The 22,251-nt window shown below is 66.9% G+C and carries 21 protein-coding genes; 8 read left to right on the forward strand and 13 right to left on the reverse strand.

Annotated elements, in window-relative coordinates; all coding sequences use genetic code 11:
* The first annotated feature begins 57 nt into the window (after window positions 1-57).
* From EYB42_RS02615 to EYB42_RS02630, 4 genes are all read left to right on the forward strand, one after another.
* On the forward strand, window positions 58-1,539 hold the full coding sequence (locus tag EYB42_RS02615; RefSeq protein ID WP_135447885.1) for an AMP nucleosidase: 1,482 nt from the start codon (window positions 58-60) through the stop codon (window positions 1,537-1,539).
* A 166-nt stretch (window positions 1,540-1,705) separates the two neighbouring features.
* Window positions 1,706-1,993 (forward strand): HU family DNA-binding protein, encoded by a 288-nt coding sequence (locus tag EYB42_RS02620; RefSeq protein WP_135447887.1) that lies wholly within the window; start codon window positions 1,706-1,708, stop codon window positions 1,991-1,993.
* A gap of 67 nt (window positions 1,994-2,060) precedes the next feature.
* Complete coding sequence (locus tag EYB42_RS02625; RefSeq protein WP_135447889.1) at window positions 2,061-2,423, forward strand: VOC family protein; 363 nt, start codon at window positions 2,061-2,063, stop codon at window positions 2,421-2,423.
* 31 nt (window positions 2,424-2,454) lie between these two features.
* On the forward strand, window positions 2,455-3,354 hold the full coding sequence (locus EYB42_RS02630) for a DMT family transporter (RefSeq protein WP_135447892.1): 900 nt from the start codon (window positions 2,455-2,457) through the stop codon (window positions 3,352-3,354).
* A 16-nt stretch (window positions 3,355-3,370) separates the two neighbouring features.
* On the opposite strand, the gene EYB42_RS02635 is transcribed toward EYB42_RS02630, so the two are convergent.
* From EYB42_RS02635 to EYB42_RS02670, 8 genes are all read right to left on the reverse strand, one after another.
* The gene (locus EYB42_RS02635) at window positions 3,371-4,666 is read right to left on the reverse strand and encodes a M16 family metallopeptidase (protein WP_135447894.1); all 1,296 of its coding nucleotides are present in this window, start codon (window positions 4,664-4,666) and stop codon (window positions 3,371-3,373) included.
* Window positions 4,663-6,060 (reverse strand): M16 family metallopeptidase, encoded by a 1,398-nt coding sequence (locus EYB42_RS02640; RefSeq protein WP_135447896.1) that lies wholly within the window; start codon window positions 6,058-6,060, stop codon window positions 4,663-4,665. Before EYB42_RS02640 ends, EYB42_RS02635 begins: the two co-directional genes overlap by 4 nt.
* 84 nt (window positions 6,061-6,144) lie before the next feature.
* On the reverse strand, window positions 6,145-6,672 hold the full coding sequence (locus tag EYB42_RS02645) for a DUF3035 domain-containing protein (protein ID WP_135447898.1): 528 nt from the start codon (window positions 6,670-6,672) through the stop codon (window positions 6,145-6,147).
* An 86-nt stretch (window positions 6,673-6,758) separates the two neighbouring features.
* Complete coding sequence (gene lspA / locus EYB42_RS02650; RefSeq protein ID WP_135447900.1) at window positions 6,759-7,232, reverse strand: signal peptidase II; 474 nt, start codon at window positions 7,230-7,232, stop codon at window positions 6,759-6,761.
* Between the two features lies 1 nt (window position 7,233).
* The gene (gene purH, locus EYB42_RS02655; RefSeq protein WP_135447902.1) at window positions 7,234-8,820 is read right to left on the reverse strand and encodes a bifunctional phosphoribosylaminoimidazolecarboxamide formyltransferase/IMP cyclohydrolase; all 1,587 of its coding nucleotides are present in this window, start codon (window positions 8,818-8,820) and stop codon (window positions 7,234-7,236) included.
* A gap of 15 nt (window positions 8,821-8,835) precedes the next feature.
* Window positions 8,836-10,572, reverse strand: a complete 1,737-nt coding sequence (locus tag EYB42_RS02660; protein ID WP_240783937.1) for a heparinase II/III family protein — start codon at window positions 10,570-10,572, stop codon at window positions 8,836-8,838.
* 100 nt (window positions 10,573-10,672) lie between these two features.
* The gene (locus tag EYB42_RS02665) at window positions 10,673-11,824 is read right to left on the reverse strand and encodes a saccharopine dehydrogenase family protein (protein WP_135447904.1); all 1,152 of its coding nucleotides are present in this window, start codon (window positions 11,822-11,824) and stop codon (window positions 10,673-10,675) included.
* 13 nt (window positions 11,825-11,837) lie between these two features.
* On the reverse strand, window positions 11,838-12,887 hold the full coding sequence (locus EYB42_RS02670; protein WP_135447906.1) for a saccharopine dehydrogenase: 1,050 nt from the start codon (window positions 12,885-12,887) through the stop codon (window positions 11,838-11,840).
* 139 nt (window positions 12,888-13,026) lie between these two features.
* Between EYB42_RS02670 and rfbC the strand changes: the two genes are divergently transcribed.
* From rfbC to rfbA, 4 genes are read left to right on the forward strand one after another with little or no spacing between them, the layout of a single operon-like run.
* A complete protein-coding gene (rfbC, locus tag EYB42_RS02675) occupies window positions 13,027-13,587 on the forward strand; it encodes a dTDP-4-dehydrorhamnose 3,5-epimerase (protein WP_135447909.1) in 561 nt (186 codons plus the stop codon).
* Window positions 13,584-14,621: a dTDP-glucose 4,6-dehydratase gene (gene rfbB, locus EYB42_RS02680; protein ID WP_135447911.1), complete on the forward strand. Its 1,038-nt coding sequence runs from the start codon at window positions 13,584-13,586 to the stop codon at window positions 14,619-14,621. The genes rfbC and rfbB overlap by 4 nt, the downstream gene beginning before the upstream one ends.
* Complete coding sequence (rfbD, locus tag EYB42_RS02685) at window positions 14,618-15,463, forward strand: dTDP-4-dehydrorhamnose reductase (protein WP_135447913.1); 846 nt, start codon at window positions 14,618-14,620, stop codon at window positions 15,461-15,463. The genes rfbB and rfbD overlap by 4 nt, the downstream gene beginning before the upstream one ends.
* Entirely contained in the window at window positions 15,460-16,332 is an 873-nt protein-coding gene (gene rfbA, locus EYB42_RS02690) for a glucose-1-phosphate thymidylyltransferase RfbA (RefSeq protein WP_135447915.1), read from the forward strand. The genes rfbD and rfbA overlap by 4 nt, the downstream gene beginning before the upstream one ends.
* Window positions 16,333-16,363: 31 nt before the next feature.
* Here rfbA and EYB42_RS02695 read toward each other — a convergent pair whose 3' ends face one another.
* From EYB42_RS02695 to EYB42_RS02715, 5 genes are read right to left on the reverse strand one after another with little or no spacing between them, the layout of a single operon-like run.
* A complete protein-coding gene (locus EYB42_RS02695; RefSeq protein ID WP_135447917.1) occupies window positions 16,364-16,594 on the reverse strand; it encodes a formate dehydrogenase subunit delta in 231 nt (76 codons plus the stop codon).
* Complete coding sequence (gene fdhD, locus EYB42_RS02700) at window positions 16,584-17,384, reverse strand: formate dehydrogenase accessory sulfurtransferase FdhD (protein WP_135447919.1); 801 nt, start codon at window positions 17,382-17,384, stop codon at window positions 16,584-16,586. Before fdhD ends, EYB42_RS02695 begins: the two co-directional genes overlap by 11 nt.
* Window positions 17,381-20,257: a formate dehydrogenase subunit alpha gene (gene fdhF / locus EYB42_RS02705; protein ID WP_135447921.1), complete on the reverse strand. Its 2,877-nt coding sequence runs from the start codon at window positions 20,255-20,257 to the stop codon at window positions 17,381-17,383. Before fdhF ends, fdhD begins: the two co-directional genes overlap by 4 nt.
* Window positions 20,254-21,759, reverse strand: coding sequence for a formate dehydrogenase beta subunit (locus tag EYB42_RS02710; RefSeq protein WP_135447923.1), 1,506 nt, complete (start codon window positions 21,757-21,759; stop codon window positions 20,254-20,256). The genes fdhF and EYB42_RS02710 overlap by 4 nt, the downstream gene beginning before the upstream one ends.
* Entirely contained in the window at window positions 21,756-22,214 is a 459-nt protein-coding gene (locus EYB42_RS02715) for a formate dehydrogenase subunit gamma (RefSeq protein WP_135447925.1), read from the reverse strand. Before EYB42_RS02715 ends, EYB42_RS02710 begins: the two co-directional genes overlap by 4 nt.
* Window positions 22,215-22,251 lie beyond the last annotated feature (37 nt).

A 22,251-nucleotide genomic window follows, 5' to 3' on the forward strand; every position in this document is an offset into this window, starting at 1 on the left:
CACTTGCAGACGGGCGCGGCTTCCGGCTTATATGCCGGATCAACCGCAGGACCCGCGATGCAGGACGACCCTCACTCTGCCATTCTCAGCCCGGAAGTTCCGGCATCCGAAAGCTTTACCGATGCCGCCGCTGCGGTCGACCGGCTGCAGCTGCTTTACGACAGGGCAACCGGTTTCCTTGTGGACCAGTTCCAGGCGACGATCGGCAAGGGCCATCCCGGCCGCCGTGTGCGGGCCTTCTACCCGGAAATCCGCCTGACCGTGACCAGCTTCGACAAGGTCGATTCGCGCCTGTCATTCGGTCATGTCTCGGCACCCGGAACCTATGCGACGACGGTCACCCGGCCCGACCTGTTCCGCAACTACCTGATCCAGCAGATCGAGCTTCTGGTGCGCAACCACGGTGTGCCGGTGCAGATCGGCGTGTCCGACACGCCGATCCCGGTGCATTTCGCCGTGGGCGGCAATCCCGGTCTGTCGGTGCCGCAGGAAGGCGTGATGGATTTCTCGCTGCGCGACGTGTTCGATGTGCCCGACCTGGCGACGACCAACGATGACATCGTGAACGGAACGCTGACGCGATATGACGACGGTTCGGCCCCGTTGGCGCCGTTCACCGCGCAGCGTGTGGATTACAGCCTGGCGCGCCTGTCGCACTATACCGCGACCGACCCGACGCATTTCCAGAACCACGTCCTGTTCACCAACTATCAGTTCTATGTGGACGAGTTCGAGGCCTATGCCCGCGCCGCCCTGTCCGACCCGCAGTCCGGCTACACCAGTTTCGTGGCCACCGGGAACCAGGAGATCACGTCGCCCGATGGGGTGATCCAGCCCACGGCGAAGATGCCGCAGATGCCGACCTACCATCTGAAACGGGCAGACGGGAACGGGATCACCCTGGTCAACATCGGGGTGGGGCCGTCCAATGCCAAGACCGCGACCGACCACATCGCTGTCCTGCGGCCCCATGCCTGGCTGATGGTCGGCCACTGTGCCGGGCTGCGCAACAGCCAGAGCCTGGGCGATTTCGTCCTCGCCCATGCCTACCTGCGCGAGGATCACGTCCTGGACGACGATCTGCCGGTCTGGGTGCCGATCCCTGCCCTTGCGGAAATCCAGATCGCGCTGGAACAGGCCGTGGCCGAGGTCACCAAGCTGGAAGGCTATGAGCTGAAGCGGATCATGCGCACCGGCACCGTCGCCACGATCGACAACCGCAACTGGGAGCTGCGCGACCAGTCCGGCCCGGTCCGCCGCCTGTCGCAGTCGCGCGCCGTGGCGCTGGACATGGAAAGCGCCACCATCGCGGCGAACGGATTCCGCTTCCGGGTGCCCTACGGCACGCTGCTCTGCGTCAGCGACAAGCCGCTGCATGGCGAGCTGAAGCTGCCCGGCATGGCGTCCGACTTCTACAAGACGCAGGTCAGCCGGCATCTCCAGATCGGCATCCGCGCGATGGAACGCCTGCGCGAGACCCCGCTTGCGCGCATTCACAGCCGGAAACTGCGGTCATTCGAGGAAACCGCTTTCCTGTGAACCCGCGAAAACGGCGTCAAATGTCCCGGGCGCAATGTTCCGGGGTTGATTTTGGCGGCGAAACTGTGTGTTTGGGCGATGGCCCCGGTTCCGGGGAGGGGAAGCCCCGCATGGCGGGGTTCAGGCGTGAACAGAACCCAAATGATAACAAACGAAGGATGATCCGATGTCCAAACCGATGACCAAGACCCAGCTGGTGGCTGCCGTCGCCGAAGCCATGGGCAGCGACAAGAAGACCGCCGGCGCCGCGCTGGAGGCCATCGCTACCGTGGTATCGCGCGAAGTCGCTGCGGGTGGCACCGTCACCATTCCGGGCCTCGGCAAGGTCGCCTGCAAGGCCCGTCCCGAGCGTCAGGTCCGCAACCCCGCCACGGGCGAGACGATGACCAAGCCTGCCGACAAGCAGGTGAAGTTCGCCATCGCCAAGGCGCTGAAGGACGTGGTGAACGGCTGAGGCTGCACCGGATCGGCATTTCGTGAAAGGGTCGCCCACGGGCGGCCCTTTTGCTTGGAGGGCGCGCATGGCAAGGGTCACGGGCATCGGCGGCATCTTCTTCCGGGCGCGGGATCCGGCGGCGCTGAGCGACTGGTACCGGATCCATCTGGGCATCACGCAGCCCGAGATCGCCGTCTGGATGCAGGAGGCCGGGCCGACAGTCCTTTCGCCTTTTGCCGCCGATACCGACTATTTCGCGCCCGGCAGGCAATGGATGCTGAACCTGCGCGTCGATGACCTGGCGGGCCTGATCAGCCGGCTGCGGGATGCGGGCATAGCGGTCGAAACCCGGGCTGACTGGGATGGCGACGGCAGCCATGGCAAATTCGCCCGCATCCATGACCCCGAGGGCACGCCGATCGAACTGTGGCAGCCGCCGCCGGCTTGACCTTCCGCGCGGCGGCAGGCACCAACCCCGGATGGATTTCCGCGCGCTTCTTCTTGGCACGGTCTTTGCGGCCATGTGGTCCTCGGCCTTCGCCACCGCGCGGGTGATCGTCGCCCATGCCCCGCCCTTGGTGGCGCTGTCGGTGCGCTTCCTGATTTCCGGGCTGATCGCCATCGTGATTGCCCGTGCGCTGGGCCAGACCTGGCGCCTGCCGGCGGCACAGGCCCGCGCGGTCATCCTGTTCGGCCTGTGCCAGAACGGGGCCTACCTTGGCCTGAACTTCATCGCCATGCAGTGGGTGGAAGCCTCGCTTGCCGCGATCATTGCCGCATCCATGCCGCTGATCGTGGCGGCGCTGGGCTGGCTGCTCTTTCGCGAGAGGGTGGCGCCACTGGGCATGGCCGGGCTGATCGCGGGGTTGGCCGGCGTCGGACTGATCATGGGCACACGGCTTTCCGGCGGGGCCGACCTGCTGGGCGTCTTGCTGTGCATCGCTGGCGCGGTGGCGCTCGCGGTGGCCACGCTGACGGTGCGGGGGGCATCTTCGGGTGGCAATCTGCTGATGGTCGTGGGGTTGCAGATGCTGGTTGGTTCACTTGTGCTGGGGCTGATTTCCGCAGGAACAGAGACGATTTCCGTGCGCTGGTCCCCGGCCTTCCTAGCTGCATTCGCCTATCAGATCGCTGTTCCCGGCCTTTCTGCCACGCTGATCTGGTTCGCCCTGGTCGGGCGGATCGGCAGCACGCGCGCCGCCACATTCCATTTCCTGAACCCCTTCTTCGGCGTCGCCATCGCTGCTGCGCTGCTGGGCGAACGTGTCCGGCTGCTGGATCTTGTCGGCGTGGCCATTGTCATGGCCGGGATCCTGGCTGTGCAGCTGTCGCGCAGCCGGCCCAAGCCGACCGGCACCCCCGAACAGGGTGCCCTGTGACCTTGCGATCTGCCTGTCACAGACCGACAGGTTGCCCCACGACAACGAAATGCAGCGCCTCGGGCTGGTAGAGCCGGGCAGCGACGCGCCGGATGTCATCCATCGTCACCGCCTCGATCTTGGCGTTGCGGGTCACGGCATAGTCGATCGGCATGCCTTCCATCTGCATCCCAACCAGGATGCTGGCGATCCGGCTGTTACCATCGAAGCGCAGCGGGTAGGAACCGGTGAGATAGGTCTTGGTGTCGGCCAGTTCCCGTTCGGTAAGCCCTTCGGCCGCGATCCGCGCCCATTCGGCGCGCAGGACGGCGATCGCTTCGGCCACCTTGTCGTTCGATGCCGAAAACTGGCCCAGATACATGTCGGCAAGATCGTAACTTACCAGATAGCTGCCGATTCCATAGGTCAGGCCGCGCTTTTCCCGCACTTCGGACATCAGCCGAGAGGTGAAGCGGCCCCCGCCCAGCGCCTCGTTCAGGATGAAGGCGGCGAAGAAGTCCGGGTCCTCGCGCGGAATGCCGATGTGGCCGAACAGAACGGTGGATTGCGGCGTGGGAAAGTCTATGACGGTGACGCCGGGGGGCAGCCGCACCTCGGCCGGGCCAGGCAGAGGGGCGCCGGTCGCGGGCAGGTCGCCCAGCAGCCGGTCGAGCAGCGGGCCCAGTTCGTCTGCGGTTATGTCGCCCGCCGCCGAGACATAGACCCTGTCGCGGGCAAGCGCCGCCCGGTGGGCGGCAACGACATCGTCGCGGGTCAGCGCGGCCACGGTTTCCAGGGTGCCGTCGCCGATTGAGCCATAGGGATGGTTGCCGAAGGCCAGTTCGTTGAACCGGCGCGCGGCAAGTTTCGAGGGATCCTTCTCGTATGACCGCAGGATCGACAGCACCTGTTCGCGCACCCGGTCGATCGCATCCTGATCGAAGCGCGGGTTGACCAGCGCCTCGCGCAGCAGCGTGACGGCCTGATCCCGGTTTTCCGTCAGGAAGCGCGCCGAGACGCCGACCGAATCGGCGCCCGCGTCAAAGGTGAATTCCGCCGCCAGCGCATCCCGCGCCTCGGCAAATGCGCGGCTGTCCATCTGTCCCGCGCCTTCTTCGATGAGCGCGGTCATCAGGTTGACCGCCCCGCGCTTGCCCGGCGCATCCAGCGAGGTGCCGCCGCGGAACTGGATTTCCAGCGCGGTGAAGGGGATGTTGTGATCCTCGACCAGCCAGGCGGTGATCCCGCCCGGAGAGGTGACCTGCTTGATGTCCAGTTCAGCCCGCGCGGGTGTGGCCAGGGCCAGAAAGACTGCGAAAAGGGCGCGGATCATTCGGTGACCTCCTGGCCGGTAGGAACGGCGGGCACGGTTTCGGGTGCCGGTGTGCCGGCGGCGGTGTCGGTGTCCGGGCGTGTCAGCCAGCCGGTTACGGCGTTCCTGCGGTCAAAGACCTTTTCTGCGGCGGCCATGATGTCGGCCTCGGTCACTGCGGACAGGGCCTCGTCCCAACTGTCGATGTCGTCCAGCGAAAGGCCGATGGACAGGCCCTCGCCATAGCGGCGGGCGAGGCGCATCACATCGTCGCGCGAATAGATGTCGGCGGCGCGGACCTTGGTGCGGATGCGCTCCAGCGCGGCGGGGTCGGGGCCGGTTGCCAGGAAATCGGCGATCACCCGGTCCAGTGCGGCCTCGGCCTCGGCCAGGCCGATACCGGGGGCGGGCACGACGATCAGGCCGAAGGTGGCATCGTCGATCGAGGTTCCGTCGTAGAAGGCGGTGGAGTAGACGGCGGTCTGGCTGTCGAATTGCAGGGCGCGGGCCAGCACCGAGGTCTGGCCCGACCCGCCCAGAAGCTCGGCCAGGACGGTCAGGGCGGCGGCCTCCTTCTGGTCGCCGGGATTGCGTTCGGGGGCAAGGTAGGTTCGGAAGACATAGGGTTCCGACACCCGTTCGTCGGCCAGGGTCAGCCGCCGTTCGGCCAGTTGCGGGGGTTCCTGCGGGCGGTTGCGCGGGGCAATGCCGTCCGAAGGGGCGATGGGGCCGTAATGTTCCTCGGCCAGCGCCTTGACGGCGGAAGGGTCCACGTCGCCCGCGATGACAAGCGTCGCGTTGTTCGGTGCGTAGAAGCGTTCATAGTAGGTCAGCGCCGCCGTGCGATCCAGCGCCTCTACCTCGTGCCGCCAGCCGATGACCGGAATGCCGTAGGGGTGGTTCAGGTATTGCGCCGCGCGCATCTGTTCCGTCAGGAGCGCGCCCGGGGACGAGTCGGTGCGCTGGGCGCGTTCCTCCAGGATCACCTGGCGTTCGGTGGCCACGTCCTCCTCGGTCAGGCGCAGGTTGCGCATCCGGTCGGCTTCCATCTGCATCACCAGGTCAAGCCGATCGGCGGCGATGCGCTGGAAGTAGGCGGTGTAGTCCCACGAGGTGAAGGCGTTGTCGTCACCGCCCTGCGCCTCGACGATCGCGGAAAACTGGTTCGGCCCGACCGTATCGGTGCCCTTGAACATCAGGTGTTCCAGGAAATGCGCGATACCGGAATGGCCCGGCGGTTCATCGGCCGCGCCGACGCGATACCAGATCATCTGCACGACGACTGGCGCGCGGTGATCCTCGATCACGACGACATTCAGCCCGTTGTCCAGCGTGAAGGTCGTCACCGGTTCGGCGGCAGCGGGAAGGGCAATGGCCAGCGCCAGCAGTGCGCTTCGGCCCAGGTGTCCGAGCATCGGGATTCCCCTCGTGGAAGTCACGGATAAGGTGCAGGGTTCGGACGGGCAATCAAGCCGTGCCGGCGTCGGGGCACGCGCTTGTTACTCGCCCTGCTTGGGCGGCGGTGCCGACGGCGTGCGCAGGCCCAGCAGGCGCCAGCGGGCCAGTTCGGCGTGCTGGTCAAGGCTCTGTTCGCGGTAGGCCTTGTAGTAGACGTTCACGTTGAACAGCCGTTCCAGGATACGTCCCTGGTTGTCGCGCCGCCATTGCAGGTCTTCCGCGGCGAGGGTCGAGCGGATCGAGGCATCCATTCCGAACCGCGCGGCATGGGCAAAAAGCGCGCTGTCGCCGGACGGAATGCCCCCGGCCGCGCCAGGTTTGCCGCCAAGGGCGATGGCTGCGTCTTCCTCGGGGTTGCGGTCGGTGCGGTTCGTGCCGCCCGGGGTGGGCTCTGGCAGTTCGGTCAGGCTTTCCGGCATGGCCAGCGGCTTTGGCGGCACGATGCCGAATTCGTCCGGGCCGCTTCCGCTACGCAGGTTCATCAGCTGCGGATCGCCGCCGTTGCCACAGGCCGATAGGACAAGCACCGCCAACAGCGCGATGATCGCCTTGCCTCCTGCCGCGTGCATATGCCTGCCTCCGAACCGGTCTTGAGCTTCTCTTAGCCTAAAGCGATCCGGTCGTCACGGGGTCTTTGGTGTCTGCGGCGGAAGGGTTATCCATCCTTCGCCGACCCCTTGGCGAACACCACCAGGCCCAGCGCGCCGACGAAGATGGCAATGTCGGCCACGTTGAAGGCATAAGGATTCTCGATCCCGCAGCACGACATGTTCAGGAAATCGGCCACGGCGCCATAGGCGATGCGGTCGATCACGTTGCCCATGGCCCCGCCGACCAGCAGTCCGCCCGAAAGTTCTGCCTTCCAGTTGCCGCGCTCGGTCCGCATCCACCAGACCACCCAGCCCGAGATCGCCAGAGCCAAGGCAATCAGCCCCCAGCGCGCCACGTCAGAGCCGTGCGCCATGAGGCCGAAGTTGATGCCCTGATTCCACGCCATGCGAAAGACGAGGTAGGGGGGAAATACGTCGATCTCGCCCCGCTCGCGCAAGTTCAGGCCATGGACGATGGCCAGCTTGGTGATCTGGTCAAGGCCGAAGGTCGCGCCCGCGCTGATCCAGAACCGCCGCATCTCAGTGCCGGAAATGCCGCATGCCGGTGAACACCATGGCCAGGCCCCGCTCGTCCGCCGCCGTGATCACCTCGTCGTCGCGCATCGACCCGCCGGGCTGGATGATCGCCGTGGCCCCGGCCTCGGCCGCGGTGATCAGCCCGTCGGCGAAGGGGAAGAAGGCATCCGACGCCACGACCGAGCCTTTCGTCAGCGGCCCGGGCAGGCCCAGCGCCTCGGCCATGTCCTGCGCCTTGCGCGCGGCGATGCGGGTCGAATCGACCCGGCTCATCTGGCCCGCGCCGATGCCCACTGTGGCGCCGTCCTTCACATAGACGATCGCGTTCGACTTGACATGCTTGGCCACGGTCCGGGCGAACATCAGGTCGCGCAGTTCCGCCTCGGTCGGCGCGCGTTTCGTCACCACCTTCAGGTCGGACGCCGCGACATGCCCGGAATCCCGGTCCTGCACCAGGAACCCGCCCGCCACCTGCCGGAAGGCCAGGCCCTTCGCCTTCGGGTCCGGCAGCGCGCCCGTGGTCAGAAGCCGCAGGTTCTTCTTCGCCGCGAAGATCGCCTTTGCCTCGTCGGTCGCATCGGGGGCGATGACGACCTCGGTGAAGATCTTCACGATCTCTTCCGCCGTCGCCCCGTCCAGCACCTGGTTCAGCGCCACGATCCCGCCGAAGGCCGAGGTCTGATCGCACTGGTAGGCACGGATGTAGGCCTCGGTCAGGGTCGCTGCAGTGGCGACGCCGCAGGGGTTGGCGTGCTTGATGATCGCACAGGCCGGGGCGCCCCCGCCGAACTCCGCCACCAGTTCGAAGGCAGCGTCGGTGTCGTTGATGTTGTTGTAGGACAGCTCCTTCCCCTGCCACTGGCGCGCCGTCGCCACGCCGGGCCGGTGGCTGCCGTCCACATAGAAGGCCGCTGCCTGATGCGGATTCTCGCCATAGCGCAGGGGCTGCGCCAGTTTCCCGGCAAAGCTGCGATACCGTGGCGTCGCTTCGCCGATCTGGTCCGCAAGCCAGGTCGAGACGGCGGTGTCATAGGCGGCGGTGCGGGAATAGGCGGTCAAGGCCAGCTTCTGCCGGAAGGCCATCGTGGTCGCCCCGTCATGCGCCTTCAGCTGATCCAGCAGCGCTGCATAATCCGCCGGGTCCGTCACCACGGTGACGAAACGATGGTTCTTCGCCGCCGCCCGGATCATCGCCGGCCCGCCGATGTCGATGTTCTCGATGCAGGTGGCGTGGTCGGCGCCTTTCGCCACCGTTTCCTCGAACGGGTAGAGGTTGACGATCAGAAGGTCGATCGGCTCGATCCCGTGCGCGGCCATGGCCACCAGGTGCTCGTCATCATCGCGAAGGGCCAGCAGCCCGCCATGCACGTTCGGATGCAGCGTCTTGACCCGGCCGTCCATCATCTCGGGGAACCCGGTCACGTCGCTGACATCGCGCACGGCCAGCCCCGCCGAACGCAGCATGCCGCTGGTCCCGCCGGTCGAGATCAGCTCTACCCCGTAGCTTGCCAGGGCGCGGGCCAGGTCCAGAAGGCCGGTCTTGTCCGACACCGAAATCAGCGCGCGGCCGATGGGAATGAGATTGGTCATGGCAAAACCCCTGCACTACCCGCCCAAGCCCAGGGGGTCGCCCGCTTCGGCGCCTTCCAGGTCCCGGATGGCCAGCGGAGTATCCTGTGCCTTCGCCAAGGTCCAGCCTATCCGGGTTTCGAACGTCCGCACCTGCCCGCGCAGCACGATCTGCCGGCACGGACGCGGGTCAAGCCGGCCCTTTTCCAGATAGGCCGAAGGCTCCAGCGACAGGACGACAGGCCCGGTGGCTCGGAATAGCCAGATCTCGCCGCTGCGCAGTAACATCGAGACCGCGGTTCCTGCCGTGTCCAGGGTTGCTTCGACCTCGGGATGCAGGTGGAAGCGGACGGCAAAGCCCGTGCCATCCATCCGGGTCTGGGACATCACCTCCTCGAACCGGCGGCGGGCTTCGGCGGTCAGGGCAGTCAGGGTTTCGACTCCCGACAGGCGCCGGCCGTCGTGCGACAGGGTCAGGCTGCGCCCCGCAGTCAGGCCATGGCTGGAAAGCCAGCCGTCATGCGCAATGTAAAGATCGCTGCCCTCATGTCCCTGGATCAGCCGCGATTCCGTGACCGCGGCGCGGTATTGCAGCGCGTCGCCCGCCGCGCTGAGCCGGGATGAGGAAACGCCCTCCAGACAAAGCACCGAATGCGACTGCGTTGCGCGTGCAGCAAGCCGCCAGGCGGGGCCGAACTCGTCACCGGCGCCACAGCTGACCACCAGCGGGCGCCGGCCTGACGTCAGTTCGAAGGCCGCGGTAGAGGCGTGTGCCGTCAAGGCGGCGCGCCCTGCCGGAGGCGCAGCGGCATCGACGATCACCGAGGTCCGGCGGCCGGAAAGGCGGGCAAATCCCATCGCGATGGCAGGCGGTGCGGCAAGGCGCGCGCCTGCGGCGGCCAAAGCCTGATCAAGCCGTCCCTCGATGCCCCGGTCGCCGCCGTGAAAGCGCGCAAGAGTGCCGTCGGCATGCCGCAGGGCCCGCAGCGTAGGGGCCGTGCGCGTGATTGCCCGCGACAGGGCGTCGGGCACCGGGTGGCCTGTCTCGGTCATCGTGGTGGCCGACCATGTCAGCAGGGTCAGGATGTCCATCAGTTCTTCGGGATTGCGGCTGGGAATGCCGCCTGCGCCATCGATGTCCGCATCGCAGGCGCCCGCCAGGGCAGCGGTCGCGGGGGCGATCAGTCGCTCCATTCCGATCAGCAACAGGCCGGCATGGATCAGGCCAGCCAGTGCCTCAAATCGCGGCAGGCCGGGGGGTGCGCCTTTCCAGCGGCGCGACAGATAGGCGGCCTGCAGCGACAGGGCGCGGTGGAAGGCATCGGTCTGTGCGCGGTTACGGGCTGTCAGCAGGAAAGTGGCGTGGTGGATCCAGCGGATGATCCTGCGTCCGGTCAGTTCGGGTGACCAGCCCGGTCCCTTGCCTGTGCCGAAGCGGGCGATCCAGTCCCAGGTCCAGTCCTGCGCCCGCCGGCGCGCGGTCGGGGTGCCGAAGGCGGCCAGATCGTCCAGCCAGGAAAACCCTTGCGCCGCAGCGACGAAAGCGGGGTCGGGTGCCAGATCCCACAGCGGCGTTCCGGGGGCTTCGGCCAGATGCCCGGCCAGAAGGATATGTCCCGCTGTCAGCCGCTTTCCATGGGCATAGACCCCGATCGACCGCGGTTCGGGCTGCATGACAAATCCGCTGGCGACCCGCGCCCTGCGGGCCGCGAGTATGGCCAGCCGATCCGCCAGACTGACCATCCGTTCTGATGCCGCGCCAGTGCCGCCCATGCCCTGCCCCGTCGCCTGATGCGCCCGGTTGGCCCGGGTTCTCGCAGACAGTATAGCCTCGGGCGGCAGGTCCTGTCACGTCAAAGGCAGATCACAGCCGTCAGGCCAGATGGTCGATCCGTGCCATGAACTGGGCCAGGGTTTGCACCTCATCCAGCCAGCGCCGCACCAGACGGGGATCGTGGGGCGCACCATGGACGCCGGCCGGGATCTCGCGCGAAAGGACTGCCTCGATCGCCATGGCCACGGGAACCGACACCAGCCGCGACATCGCCGTGCCGCGCGCATCGCCCCAGGCATCCAGTGCCCAGGTTTCGTGGAACACGGGTCGTCCGTCGCGTTCTGCCTTCAGCGAGACGAAAAGAACCACGCGGTCCGGCTCGCCCTCGGCATAGGCGTTGTCCTTCAAAAGCGCCGCAGCCCGGGCTTCCAGTGCGGCGTTGATCTCGGCCAGGGGCTTGCCCTCCAGTGCCTCGATTTCGCGGAAGATGGGCGCCCAGGCATCGGCCCAGCCGTTCAGCCGGATCGTGCCCCGGACGAAGTCCTTGACCTTCCAGTGCTTCTCGAACCGGTATTCCTCCATGAAGGGATAGCTGTCGCGGTTCGGATAGACCTCGAAGCTTTCCGGCACCGGCAGCGGCGCATCATAGCGGGTGATCGCCTCCCACGGGCGGCTGACCCGCAGTTCTGTGAAGTGCCGCAGGCTACGCGAAGGCGACCGCAGGGCCTTCAGCACACCCGCCGGGGCCCAGCTGAACTTGTAGCGGAAGGCGTTCGGGATCTTCGGCACCCCGCCGCAGTAGCTGGTGAAGCTCAGCACGTTGTCGTTGTGATAGGCCTTCGACGCGCGATAACGCGCCACCAGGTCATGCGCCATGAGGTGGTCGATGCCCGGGTCGAGGCCGACCTCGTTGATCGAGACCAGCCCCTTCTCGCGGAAGTCCTGATCCAGCGCCCGCATCTCGGGGGCGATGTAGCTGGAGGAGCAGAAGTTCGCCCCCTTCTCCAGGCACAGTTTCGCGATGGCCACATGCTGGTCGGCCGGCAGCATCGATACGGCGATGTCTCCGGGCTTCAGCGCCTCGGCCAAGGCCTCCAGGCTGAAGGGGCGGATGTCCTGCGTGAGGTCACCCACCTCGGCGCGCGCCTTTTCGACCGTGCGGTTCCAGACGGTGACGGGATGCCCGCCCTGAATCAGCCGCCGCAGCCCCGGTATCGACGACAGCCCCGTGCCGCACCAATGGATCGTCATGCTTGCCTCCCTGTCAGATCGTGGCGATGTGGCGGTCGAATTCCGCCTTGGCGCGGCCCCAGACGCCCTTGTCCAGGTCCGTCAGCGTCAGAAGCGACGGCAACAGCTGCGCGGCGTAATCCTGCGAGGATTCCACCGGCATCAGGCTGGGCAGATTGTCGATCGCCATCACGTCCAGCGGGGGCGCGTCATGCACCCGCAGCGCTGGCGCCGCCCAGTCGGTCGCCCGGTCATAGACCTTGATCGGCGAGAAATCACTGGTCGGGTCGCAGGCGATGTCGCCGATCACCGTCAGCTTGCGCGGCGCGGTCTTTGCCGAAGCGGGAACAAAGACCGGGCAACCCGGTCGCGCCAGGATGCAGTTCAGGAAGATCTCGTGCTGCAGCACTTCCGGGAACGGTCCGCCGTGCGCCGTCTCGGCCATGTCCCATTTCGTGACCGGAACGCCCATCGCGTCGCACAGGTCCGCTGCCCCAGTGCCGACTCGGCCGAGCGCGCCGATGATGATTGCCCGCGGACGGCCCAGCCCTGCCAGATCGGCCGCCAGTTCCTGAAGCAGCGCCTCTTTCGAGGCCACCTTGTGCACCGGACCCGCAATCCCGGCGCGCTGCTGTGCCGCCCAGCACTTCAGGCTGACCGCCGCGCCGGCATAGCCCGCCCAATAGCCGAAGGCGGCGACCCGGCGGCCGGTCTCGTCCACCAGGTATTCCAGGTCATACAGCGTCCCGCCTCCGGCCTTGAAGCGTTGCAGAAGCACCCGCCCCGCCGGCTGGCCCTTGTAGGCGTGGCCGAACATGATGTGGCGGTGGGTCAGGGGCGTGCCGTCCTCGGGCAGTTCCTTGAGCCCGAAGATGATCGCATCGGCGGGGGCCTGCGGCCAGGAATTTTCGGCGGCAATCTCGCAGCCGGCATCCACATAACCTTCCAGCGGTATTGCCCTGACCGAGGAACGTTCCACGGTCACCCGGATCCCTGTCCTGACCAGTTCGGCCGCACCTTCGGGGGTCAGGCCTACCCGTTCCTCGTTCGGCCGCTGCTCTGCCCGTACCCAGAGATGGGTCATCTTTCGCATCCTTCCGCTGCTTCGGCGGAGTGATAGCAGAACCATTGCCGGGAAACAGGGGGGGCAGCGGCGCATTTTCACCCTTTGCAAATGCCTTGCGGTTCAGGTCACCATGCCGCGATGCAACTGCCGGACCGCCATGCAGATTGAACCGACCCGCCTTCCCGGGGTGCTTGTGCTGAACCCGAACCGCCAATTCGACGCGCGCGGCTGGTTCAGCGAAACCTGGAACGCCACCCGTATGGCCGAGGCCGGGCTGGACCTGACCTTCGTGCAGGACAACCACTCCTTCTCGGCCGCGAAGGGCACCCTGCGCGGGCTGCATTTCCAGCGCCCCCCCCGCGCGCAGGACAAGCTGGTGCGCTGTTCGCGCGGCGCGATCCTCGACGTGGCGGTGGACATCCGCGAAGGCTCTGCCACCTACGGCCGCTGGGTCGCGGTGGAACTGACGGCCGACAACGGTCGTCAGCTTCTGGTGCCCAGGGGCTTCCTGCACGGCTTCCTTACCCTGATCGACGACACCGAGGTGCAATACAAGTGCACCGACTTCTACAGCCCCGACCATGACGGCGCCGTGCGCTGGGACGATCCGGCCCTCGGCATCGACTGGGGCATCTCGGCCCCGATCCTGTCCGACAAGGACGCCCGCGCGCCGCTTCTGTCCGAGATCGGCATCCCCTTCCCCCGGGAGGCGCCATGAAACTTCTCGTCACCGGAGGCTGCGGCTTCATCGGTTCCGCCGTCGTTCGCCTGGCCGTCGCGCGCGGGCATCAGGTGGTGAACCTCGATGCCCTGACCTATGCCGCGAACCCGGCCAATGTCGCCATGGTGGCGGACTCGCCGCTCTACCGCTTCGAACAGGCCGACATCCGCGACCGCGCCGCGCTGGACCGGATCTTCGCCACCCATGCCCCCGAAGCGGTGATGCATCTGGCCGCGGAAAGCCATGTGGACCGGTCGATCGACGGCCCCTCGGACTTCATCGACACCAACATCACCGGCACCTTCAACCTGCTGGAAGCCGCCCGCGCCCACTGGACAAGGCAGGGCAGGCCCGAAGGGTTCCGCTTCCACCACATCTCCACCGACGAGGTCTTCGGCTCGCTCGGCCCCACCGGCCAGTTCACCGAGGAAACCCCCTACGACCCGCGCTCGCCCTATTCCGCGTCCAAGGCCGCCTCCGACCACCTCGTCCGGGCCTGGCACGAAACCTACGGCCTGCCGGTTGTCCTCACCAATTGCTCGAACAACTACGGGCCCTACCATTTCCCCGAAAAGCTGATCCCGGTCGTGATCCTGAACGCGCTGCACGGCAAGCCCATCCCGGTCTATGGCACGGGCGAGAACGTGCGCGACTGGCTTTACGTCGAGGATCACGCCGATGCGCTGCTTCTCGTCCTGGAAAAGGGCACCCTGGGCCGCAGCTACAACATCGGGGGCGAGAACGAACGGCGCAACATCGACCTCGTCCGCACGATCTGCGCGCTGCTTGACGAGATGGCCCCCAAACCCACCCCCTACGCGGACCAGATCACCTTCGTCGCCGACCGCCCCGGCCATGACGCCCGCTATTCCATCGACCCCAGCCGCATCCGGCAGGAACTCGGCTGGCGGCCATCGGTCACCGTCGAGGAAGGCCTGCGCCGCACCGTCCGCTGGTATCTCGACAACGAATCCTGGTGGCGTCCGCTCCTGTCGCGCCGGGGCGTCGGCGAAAGGCTGGGCAAGGCATGAAACTGCTCGTCTTCGGCAGGACCGGCCAGGTCGCGCGCGAGCTTCAGCGCCTCGCGCCCGGCGCCACCTTCCTCGGGCGTGAGGATGCCGACCTGATGGACCCCGCCGCCTGCGCCGCCGCCATATCGGCGCATGACGCCGACGCGATCGTCAACGCCGCCGCCTGGACCGCCGTGGACAAGGCGGAAACCGAGGAAGCCGCCGCCACCACCGTCAACGGCGAGGCTCCCGCCGCCATGGCGAAAGCCGCCGCCGCAAGGGGCATCCCCTTCCTGCACGTCTCGACCGATTACGTGTTTGACGGCACGGGCAGCCAGCCTTTCGCCCCCGACCACCCGACCGCGCCGCTGAACCCCTATGGCCGGTCGAAACTGGCCGGGGAACAGGGCATCCGCGCGGCGGGCGGGCCCCACCTCATCCTCCGCACCTCCTGGGTCGTTTCCGCCCACGGCGCAAACTTCGTCAAGACGATGCTCCGCCTCGGCGCCGAGCGTGAAAGCCTGAACGTCGTCGCCGACCAGATCGGCGGCCCCACCCCCGCCGCCGCCATCGCCGGCGCCCTGATGACCGCCGCCCGCGCCATGGCCGAAGGCGCGCCCGGCGGCACGCATCACTTCTCGGGCAGCCCCGATACCAGCTGGGCCGATTTCGCCCGCGCGATCATGGCCGAGGCCGGCCTTCCCTGCCGGATCAACGACATCCCGACCCGCGAATACCCCACCCCGGCCCAGAGACCGCTGAATTCCCGCCTCGATTGCAGTTCATTCACGGCAGCATTCGGCATCCCGCGCCCCGACTGGCGCTCGGGCCTCGCCGCCATAGTGCAGGAGTTGCGCCCATGACCCGCAAAGGCATCGTCCTCGCCGGAGGCACCGGCTCGCGCCTCTGGCCGATCACGCTGGGCGTGTCGAAACAGCTTCTGCCGATCTACGACAAGCCGATGATCTACTACCCGATCTCGGTCCTCATGCTCGCCGGCATCCGCGACATCGCGATCATCACCACGCCCGAGGACCAGCCGCAGTTCCAGCGCCTCCTCGGTGACGGTCGCCAGTGGGGGCTGTCCTTCACCTGGATCGTGCAGGAGAAACCCGAAGGCCTCGCCCAGGCCTACCTCCTCGCCCGCGATTTCCTCGCCGGCGCGCCCTCGGCCATGGTCCTGGGCGACAACATCTTCTTCGGCCACGGCCTGCCCGAGATGCTGAAGCGCGCCGATCAGCAGCCCTCGGGCGGCACGGTCTTCGGCTACCACGTCTCCGACCCCGAACGCTACGGCGTCGCGGCCTTCGACGCCCATGGCCGCGTCACCCAGATCGTCGAAAAGCCGAAGGTGCCGCCCTCGAACTTCGCGATCACCGGACTCTACTTCCTCGACGGCCGCGCGCCCGAGATCGCCGCACGCATCACCCCCTCGCTGCGCGGAGAGCTGGAGATTGTGGATGTCCTGGAACACTACCGCGCCGAGGGTTCGCTTGAGGTCGAACGCATGGGCCGCGGCTTTGCCTGGCTGGATACCGGCACGCCGGGCAGCCTGCTTGATGCCGGGAACTTCGTCCGCACGCTTCAGGAGCGGCAGGGGATGCAGGTGGGATCGCCCGACGAAGTGGCATTCCGTCAGGGCTGGATCGATCGCGCCGGGATGGCGGAACGCGCAAGGCTTCATGGAAGGGGCGGCTACGGCGCCTATCTCGAGGCGGTCCTGCGCGAGTGAGTGCGGCCTTTGGTGGCCCCGCGGTCCCGCGTCAGGTGGCAGGTTCGTCCACAGGCCGGCGGATCAGCGGGGCCGCGTCCAGGACAAGGGGGCGCAGACCCGCCCCACCGGCCTCGATCAGCGCGAAGAGCTGGCGCCGCATCCTGGGCTCCCAGAAATCGTTTATGTGGGCGGCAAGGCCTGCCACGGCCTCGGCGTGGGGTTTCGTTTCCATGAACAGCGAGATCTGGTTTGCCATCCGCACGATCTTTTCAGCCGACATGGGCATTCTCCGTCGTCAAACGATCCGTATGTGAAAAGACTTCGAACCGGTCCCCGCGGGCCAGGGCGATCAGGGTTATTCCCGCCTGATCGGCCAGTTCGACTGCCTCGGCTGTGGGTGCCGAAACGGCGATGATGAGGGGGGCGCCCAGCATGGCGACCTTCTGCACCATGTCGGTCGAAACCCGGCTGGTCAGCACCACCGCACCCTCTGGCGCGATGCCGTGACGCACCATCGCGCCCGCCAGCTTGTCCAGCGCGTTGTGCCGGCCCACGTCCTCGCGCGACAGAAGCATCCTTCCGTTCCAGAAGGCCGCGCCATGCACCGCACGGGTCGCGTCATGCAGCTGCTGCTGCCCCGGCAGGGCCGCGACTGCATGGCACACCTGGTCCGGCGTCATGCGGAAAGCCGAGGGCATCACGACCGGAACCGCGCGCAGCGCCTGGTCGATCGAATCGATCCCGCAAAGGCCGCAGCCCACCGGCCCGGCCATCACCCGCCGCCGCGCGGCGAGCCGCGCCTCGGCTTCGGGTTTCAGCCAGATCTGCACATCGAAGCCCCTGGGCAGCGCGACCACGTCAACCGACAGGATCTCTTCCGGCGCCGCGATGCCTTCGGTAAGGGCAAAGCCGTAGCCGAAATCCTCCAGATCCGCAGGCGTCGCCATCATCACCGCCTGGGTGCTGCCATTGAACGAAAGCGCAACAGCCACCTCTTCGGGCAGCACCCGCACCCCCGGCTGGACCGAGGGGCCGAATGCCAGCCGAGGGGTTGGCCTCGCGCCCTTCATTCGGCGGCCAGGATGCGGCGCGACAGGGCCGCCTGGGCGGCATATTCCTGCTGCCATTCGGACGGTCCGTTCGACGGAGAGACCTGCACCGCCGTCACCTTGTATTCCGGACAGTTCGTCGCCCAGTCGCTGAAATCGGTGGTGATGACGTTGGCCTGGGTCTCGGGGTGGTGGAAGGTGGTATAGACCACCCCCGGCGGCACCTTGTCGGTGATCGTCGCACGCAGCGTCGTTTCACCCGAGCGGCTGGCCAGGCGCACCCAGTCGCCCTCGCGGATGCCGCGGTTCTCGGCGTCGTGGGGGTTGATTTCAAGCACGTCCTCATCATGCCAGACCACATTCGCCGTCCGGCGGGTCTGCGCACCGACGTTGTATTGCGACAGGATGCGCCCCGTGGTCAGCAGAAGCGGGAAGCGCGGGCCGGTCTTTTCATCTGTCGCCACATATTCGGTGCGGATGAACTTGCCCTTGCCGCGCATGAAGCCGTCGATGTGCATCAAGGGTGTGCCCTCGGGCGCCTTGTCATTGCACGGCCACTGGACGGACCCCAGCTCCTCGAGCTTCTCGTAACTCACCCCCGCAAAGGAGGGCGTGGTCATGGCGATCTCGTCCATGATCTGGCTGGGATGCGTGTAGGTCCAGTTCGCGCCCATGGCATTGGCGAACATCTGGGTCACTTCCCAGTCGGCATAGCCCTGTTTCGGCGCCATCACCTTGCGCACGCGGTTGATGCGGCGTTCGGCGTTGGTGAAGGTGCCGTCCTTTTCCAGGAAGGACGAGCCGGGGAAGAACACATGCGCGTAGTTCGCGGTCTCGTTCAGGAACAGGTCGTGGACGATGACACATTCCATCGCCGCAAGACCGGCGGCGACATGATGCGTGTCAGGGTCGGATTGCAGGATGTCTTCGCCCTGGCAGTAGAGCCCCTTGAAGCTGCCCTCGACCGCAGCATCCAGCATGTTGGGGATGCGCAGGCCGGGCTCGGGGTCGATCTTCACGCCCCAGGCCTTTTCATAGATCGCGCGGACCTCGGGGTTCTTCACGTGGCGGTAGCCCGGCAGTTCATGCGGGAACGACCCCATGTCGCAGGAACCCTGCACGTTGTTCTGCCCGCGCAGCGGGTTCACCCCCACGCCGCGCCGGCCGATGTTGCCGGTCATCATGGCCAGGTTGGCGATGCCGATCACGGTGGTCGAACCCTGCGAATGTTCGGTCACGCCCAGCCCGTAGTAGATCGCCGCATTGCCGCCGGTGGCGTAAAGCCGGGCGGCGGCGCGGATCTGCTCGGCCGGAACGCCAGTGATCATCTGCACCGCCTCGGGGCTGTGGCGCGGGTCGCTGATGAACTCGGCATAGTCCTGGAACTCGTCCCAGTCGCAGCGTTCCCGGATGAAGGTCTCGTTGTAGAGTTTCTCGGTCACGATCACATGCGCCATGGCCGAGACGACGGCGACGTTGGTGCCGGGCGTCAGCGCAAGATGATAAGCGGCCTTGTAATGCGGGCCTTCCACCGTTTCGGTGCGGCGGGGATCGACGACGATCAGCTTGGCCCCTTGGCGCAGCCGCTTCTTCATCCGGCTGGCAAAGACCGGGTGGCCTGCATGCGGGTTCGCGCCGATCACCATGATGACATCGGCTTCCTCGACCGAGTCGAAATCCTGCGTGCCCGCCGAGGTGCCGAAGGTCTGCCCCAGCCCATAGCCCGTCGGCGAATGGCAAACGCGCGCGCAGGTATCCGTATTGTTGTTCCGGAACACCGCGCGGGCCAGTTTCTGCACCAGGTAGGTTTCCTCGTTGGTGCAGCGGCTGGAGGTGATCACCCCCACCGAGTTCCGGCCGTATTTCGCCTGGATCGCCTTCATGCGGCTGGCCGCGAATTCCATCGCCTCGGCCCACGAGACCTCGCGCCACGGCTCGGTGATCGCCTCGCGGATCATCGGCTTCAGGATGCGGTCCTTGTGCATGGCATAGCCATAGGCGAAGCGGCCTTTCACGCAGGAATGGCCCCGGTTGGCCTTGCCGTGCTTGTAGGGGGTCATCCGCACCAGCTCGTCGCCGCGCATCTCGGCCTTGAAGGAACAGCCCACACCGCAATAGGCGCAGGTGGTGATGATCGACCGGTCGGGGGTGCCGATCTCGATCACCGACTTTTCCGACAGCGTCGCGGTCGGGCAGGCCTGCACGCAGGCGCCGCAGGACACGCAGTCGGACGCCAGCGCATTGTCCGTTTTCGCCCCGAACGAAACCCGGCTGTCCCAGCCCCGGCCCTCGATCGTCAGGGCGAAGGTGCCCTGCACTTCCTCGCAGGCCCGCACGCAACGCGAGCAGACGATGCACTTGGACGGGTCATAGGTGAAATAGGGGTTGGAATCGTCCTTCGGCAGCCATTGCGGATTGGCCTCTCCCGAATTGTTCTTCGGGCGGAAGTGGGTGTCGATCGCTTCATAGCGCACGTCGCGCAGGCCCACTGCGCCGGCCATGTCCTGCAGCTCGCAGTCGCCATTGGCCGCGCAGGTCAGGCAGTCCAGCGGGTGGTCCGAGATGTAAAGCTCCATCACCCCGCGGCGCAGCTGCTTCAGCTTGCCGGTCTGGGTATGGACCTTCAGCCCCGGCGCAACCGGCGTGGTGCAGGAGGCCGGAGTGCCGGCGCGGCCCTCGATCTCGACCAGACACAGCCGGCAGGATCCGAAGGCCTCGAGGCTGTCGGTCGCGCAAAGCTTCGGGACCGAGATTCCGATCTCTGCCGCCGCGCGCATGATGCTGGTGCCTTCCGGGACGGTCACGTCGAAGCCGTCGATGGTCAGCGTGACCATCTGTTTCGATTTGGCGGCAGGGGTGCCGAAATCGCGGTCGGGGATGATGAAGTCCTTCATTCTGCGGCCTCCTTCGCGCGGGCGAAGTCATCGGGGAAATGGGTCAGCGCGCTCAGCACCGGATAGGGGGTGAAGCCCCCCAGCGCGCAGAGCGAGCCGAATTTCATGGTGTTGCACAGGTCGGTCAGGATCGGCAGCGCCGAAGCGTCGCCGCGGGCCAGCCGGTCGATGGTCTCCACCCCGCGGGTCGATCCGATGCGGCAGGGGGTGCACTTGCCGCAGGACTCGATGGCGCAGAACTCCATGGCAAAGCGCGCCATGGCCAGCATGTCCACCGTGTCGTCGGCCACCGTCAGCCCGGCATGGCCGATCAGCCCATCCTTCGCGCCGAATTCCTCGTATCCGAAAGGCGTGTCGAACAGCGCCGGCGGGAACCAGGCGCCCAGCGGCCCGCCGACCTGCACCGCCTTGACCGGCCGGCCCGAGGCCGTGCCACCGCCGATCTCGTTGACGATCTGACCCAGGGTCAGACCGAAGGCGACCTCATAAAGCCCGCCGAAGCGCACGTTGCCGGCGATCTGCAAGGGGATCGTTCCGCGGCTTCGGCCAAGGCCGAAATCCTTGTAGAACGCCGCGCCCTTCGCAAGGATCACCGGCACCGAGGCCAGAGAGATGACGTTGTTCACCACGGTCGGGCGGCCCATGAAGCCCTGCAGCGCGGGCAGGGGTGGCTTGGCGCGGACAATGCCGCGCTTGCCTTCCAGGCTGTTGAGAAGGCTGGTTTCCTCGCCACAGACATAGGCCCCGGCACCGACGCGGATTTCCATGTCGAAGGCAGGACCAAGGATTCCGGCGGCGCGCGCGATGCGCACGGCCTCGTCCATGATGCGGATGGCCACCGGGTATTCCGAACGGATGTACACATAGCCTTTGCTCGCCCCGCAGGCGAGGCCGGCAATCGCCATGCCCTCGATCAGGCAGAAGGGATCGCCCTCCATCAGCATGCGGTCGGCGAAGGTGGCGCTGTCGCCCTCGTCGGCGTTGCAGACGATGTATTTCTGCTCGCCCGGGGCCTCGGACACCGTCTTCCACTTGATGCCGGTCGGGAACCCCGCGCCGCCGCGCCCGCGCAGGCCCGACTCCGTCACTTCGGCCACGATCTCGGCCTTGGTCATGCCTTTGGCACGCTCCAGCCCCACCAGACCGCCATGCGCGCGGTAGTCGTCCAGCGACAGGGGGTCGATCACCCCCACCCGGGCAAAGGTCAGCCGGGTCTGGCCCTTCATCCAGGGCAGTTCCTCGACCAGCCCCAGCGCCTTGGGATGCGAGGCCAGATCGCCGAACAGCCCCGGCACATCGGCAGGCGTCATCGGGCCGAACCCGATGCGGCCCGCGTCCGTCACCACCTCGACCAGAGGCTCCAGCCAGACCATGCCGCGGCTGCCGTTGCGGATGATCTGCACCTCGACCCCGCGCGCGGCAGCCTCGTCAAGGATCGCCTGGACGATGCGGTCGGCGCCAAGGGCAACGGCGGCGCTGTCAAGCGGAACATACAGCTTCATTTCGCCACCTCTGCCAGCACACCCTCGTCCACCCGGCCGACCAGCCGACCATCAACCATCGCCGCAGGTCCGCAGGCACAGAGGCCCAGGCAGAACACCGGCTCCAGCGTCACGCGGCCGTCCGGTGTCGTCTCGTGCCAACCGATGCCCAGCGCCTTCTTGATCCGGTCCGCCACGGCATCGGCGCCCATGGTCTGGCAGGCCTCGGCCCGGCACAGCTTCAGCACATGCCGCCCGCCCGGCTTGTCGCGGAAGTCGTGGTAGAAGCTGATCACCCCATGCACTTCCGCCTTCGACAGCATCAGCGCCTTGGCAATCTGCGGCACGGCGGCTTCGGGGATGTAACCGAAGGCCTCCTGGATCGCATGAAGGATCGGCAGCAGCGGACCCTCAAGCCCCTGATGGGCATCAAGGATTTCGGCGATCCGGTCGGATAGGGCATGGGAATCAAGCATGCGGACAACCTCTGGCTGGCATGCTGCGGTATACGCC

Origin of the sequence: Tabrizicola caldifontis (assembly GCF_004762095.1) — a bacterium.
GTDB classification, from domain to species: domain Bacteria; phylum Pseudomonadota; class Alphaproteobacteria; order Rhodobacterales; family Rhodobacteraceae; genus Tabrizicola; species Tabrizicola caldifontis.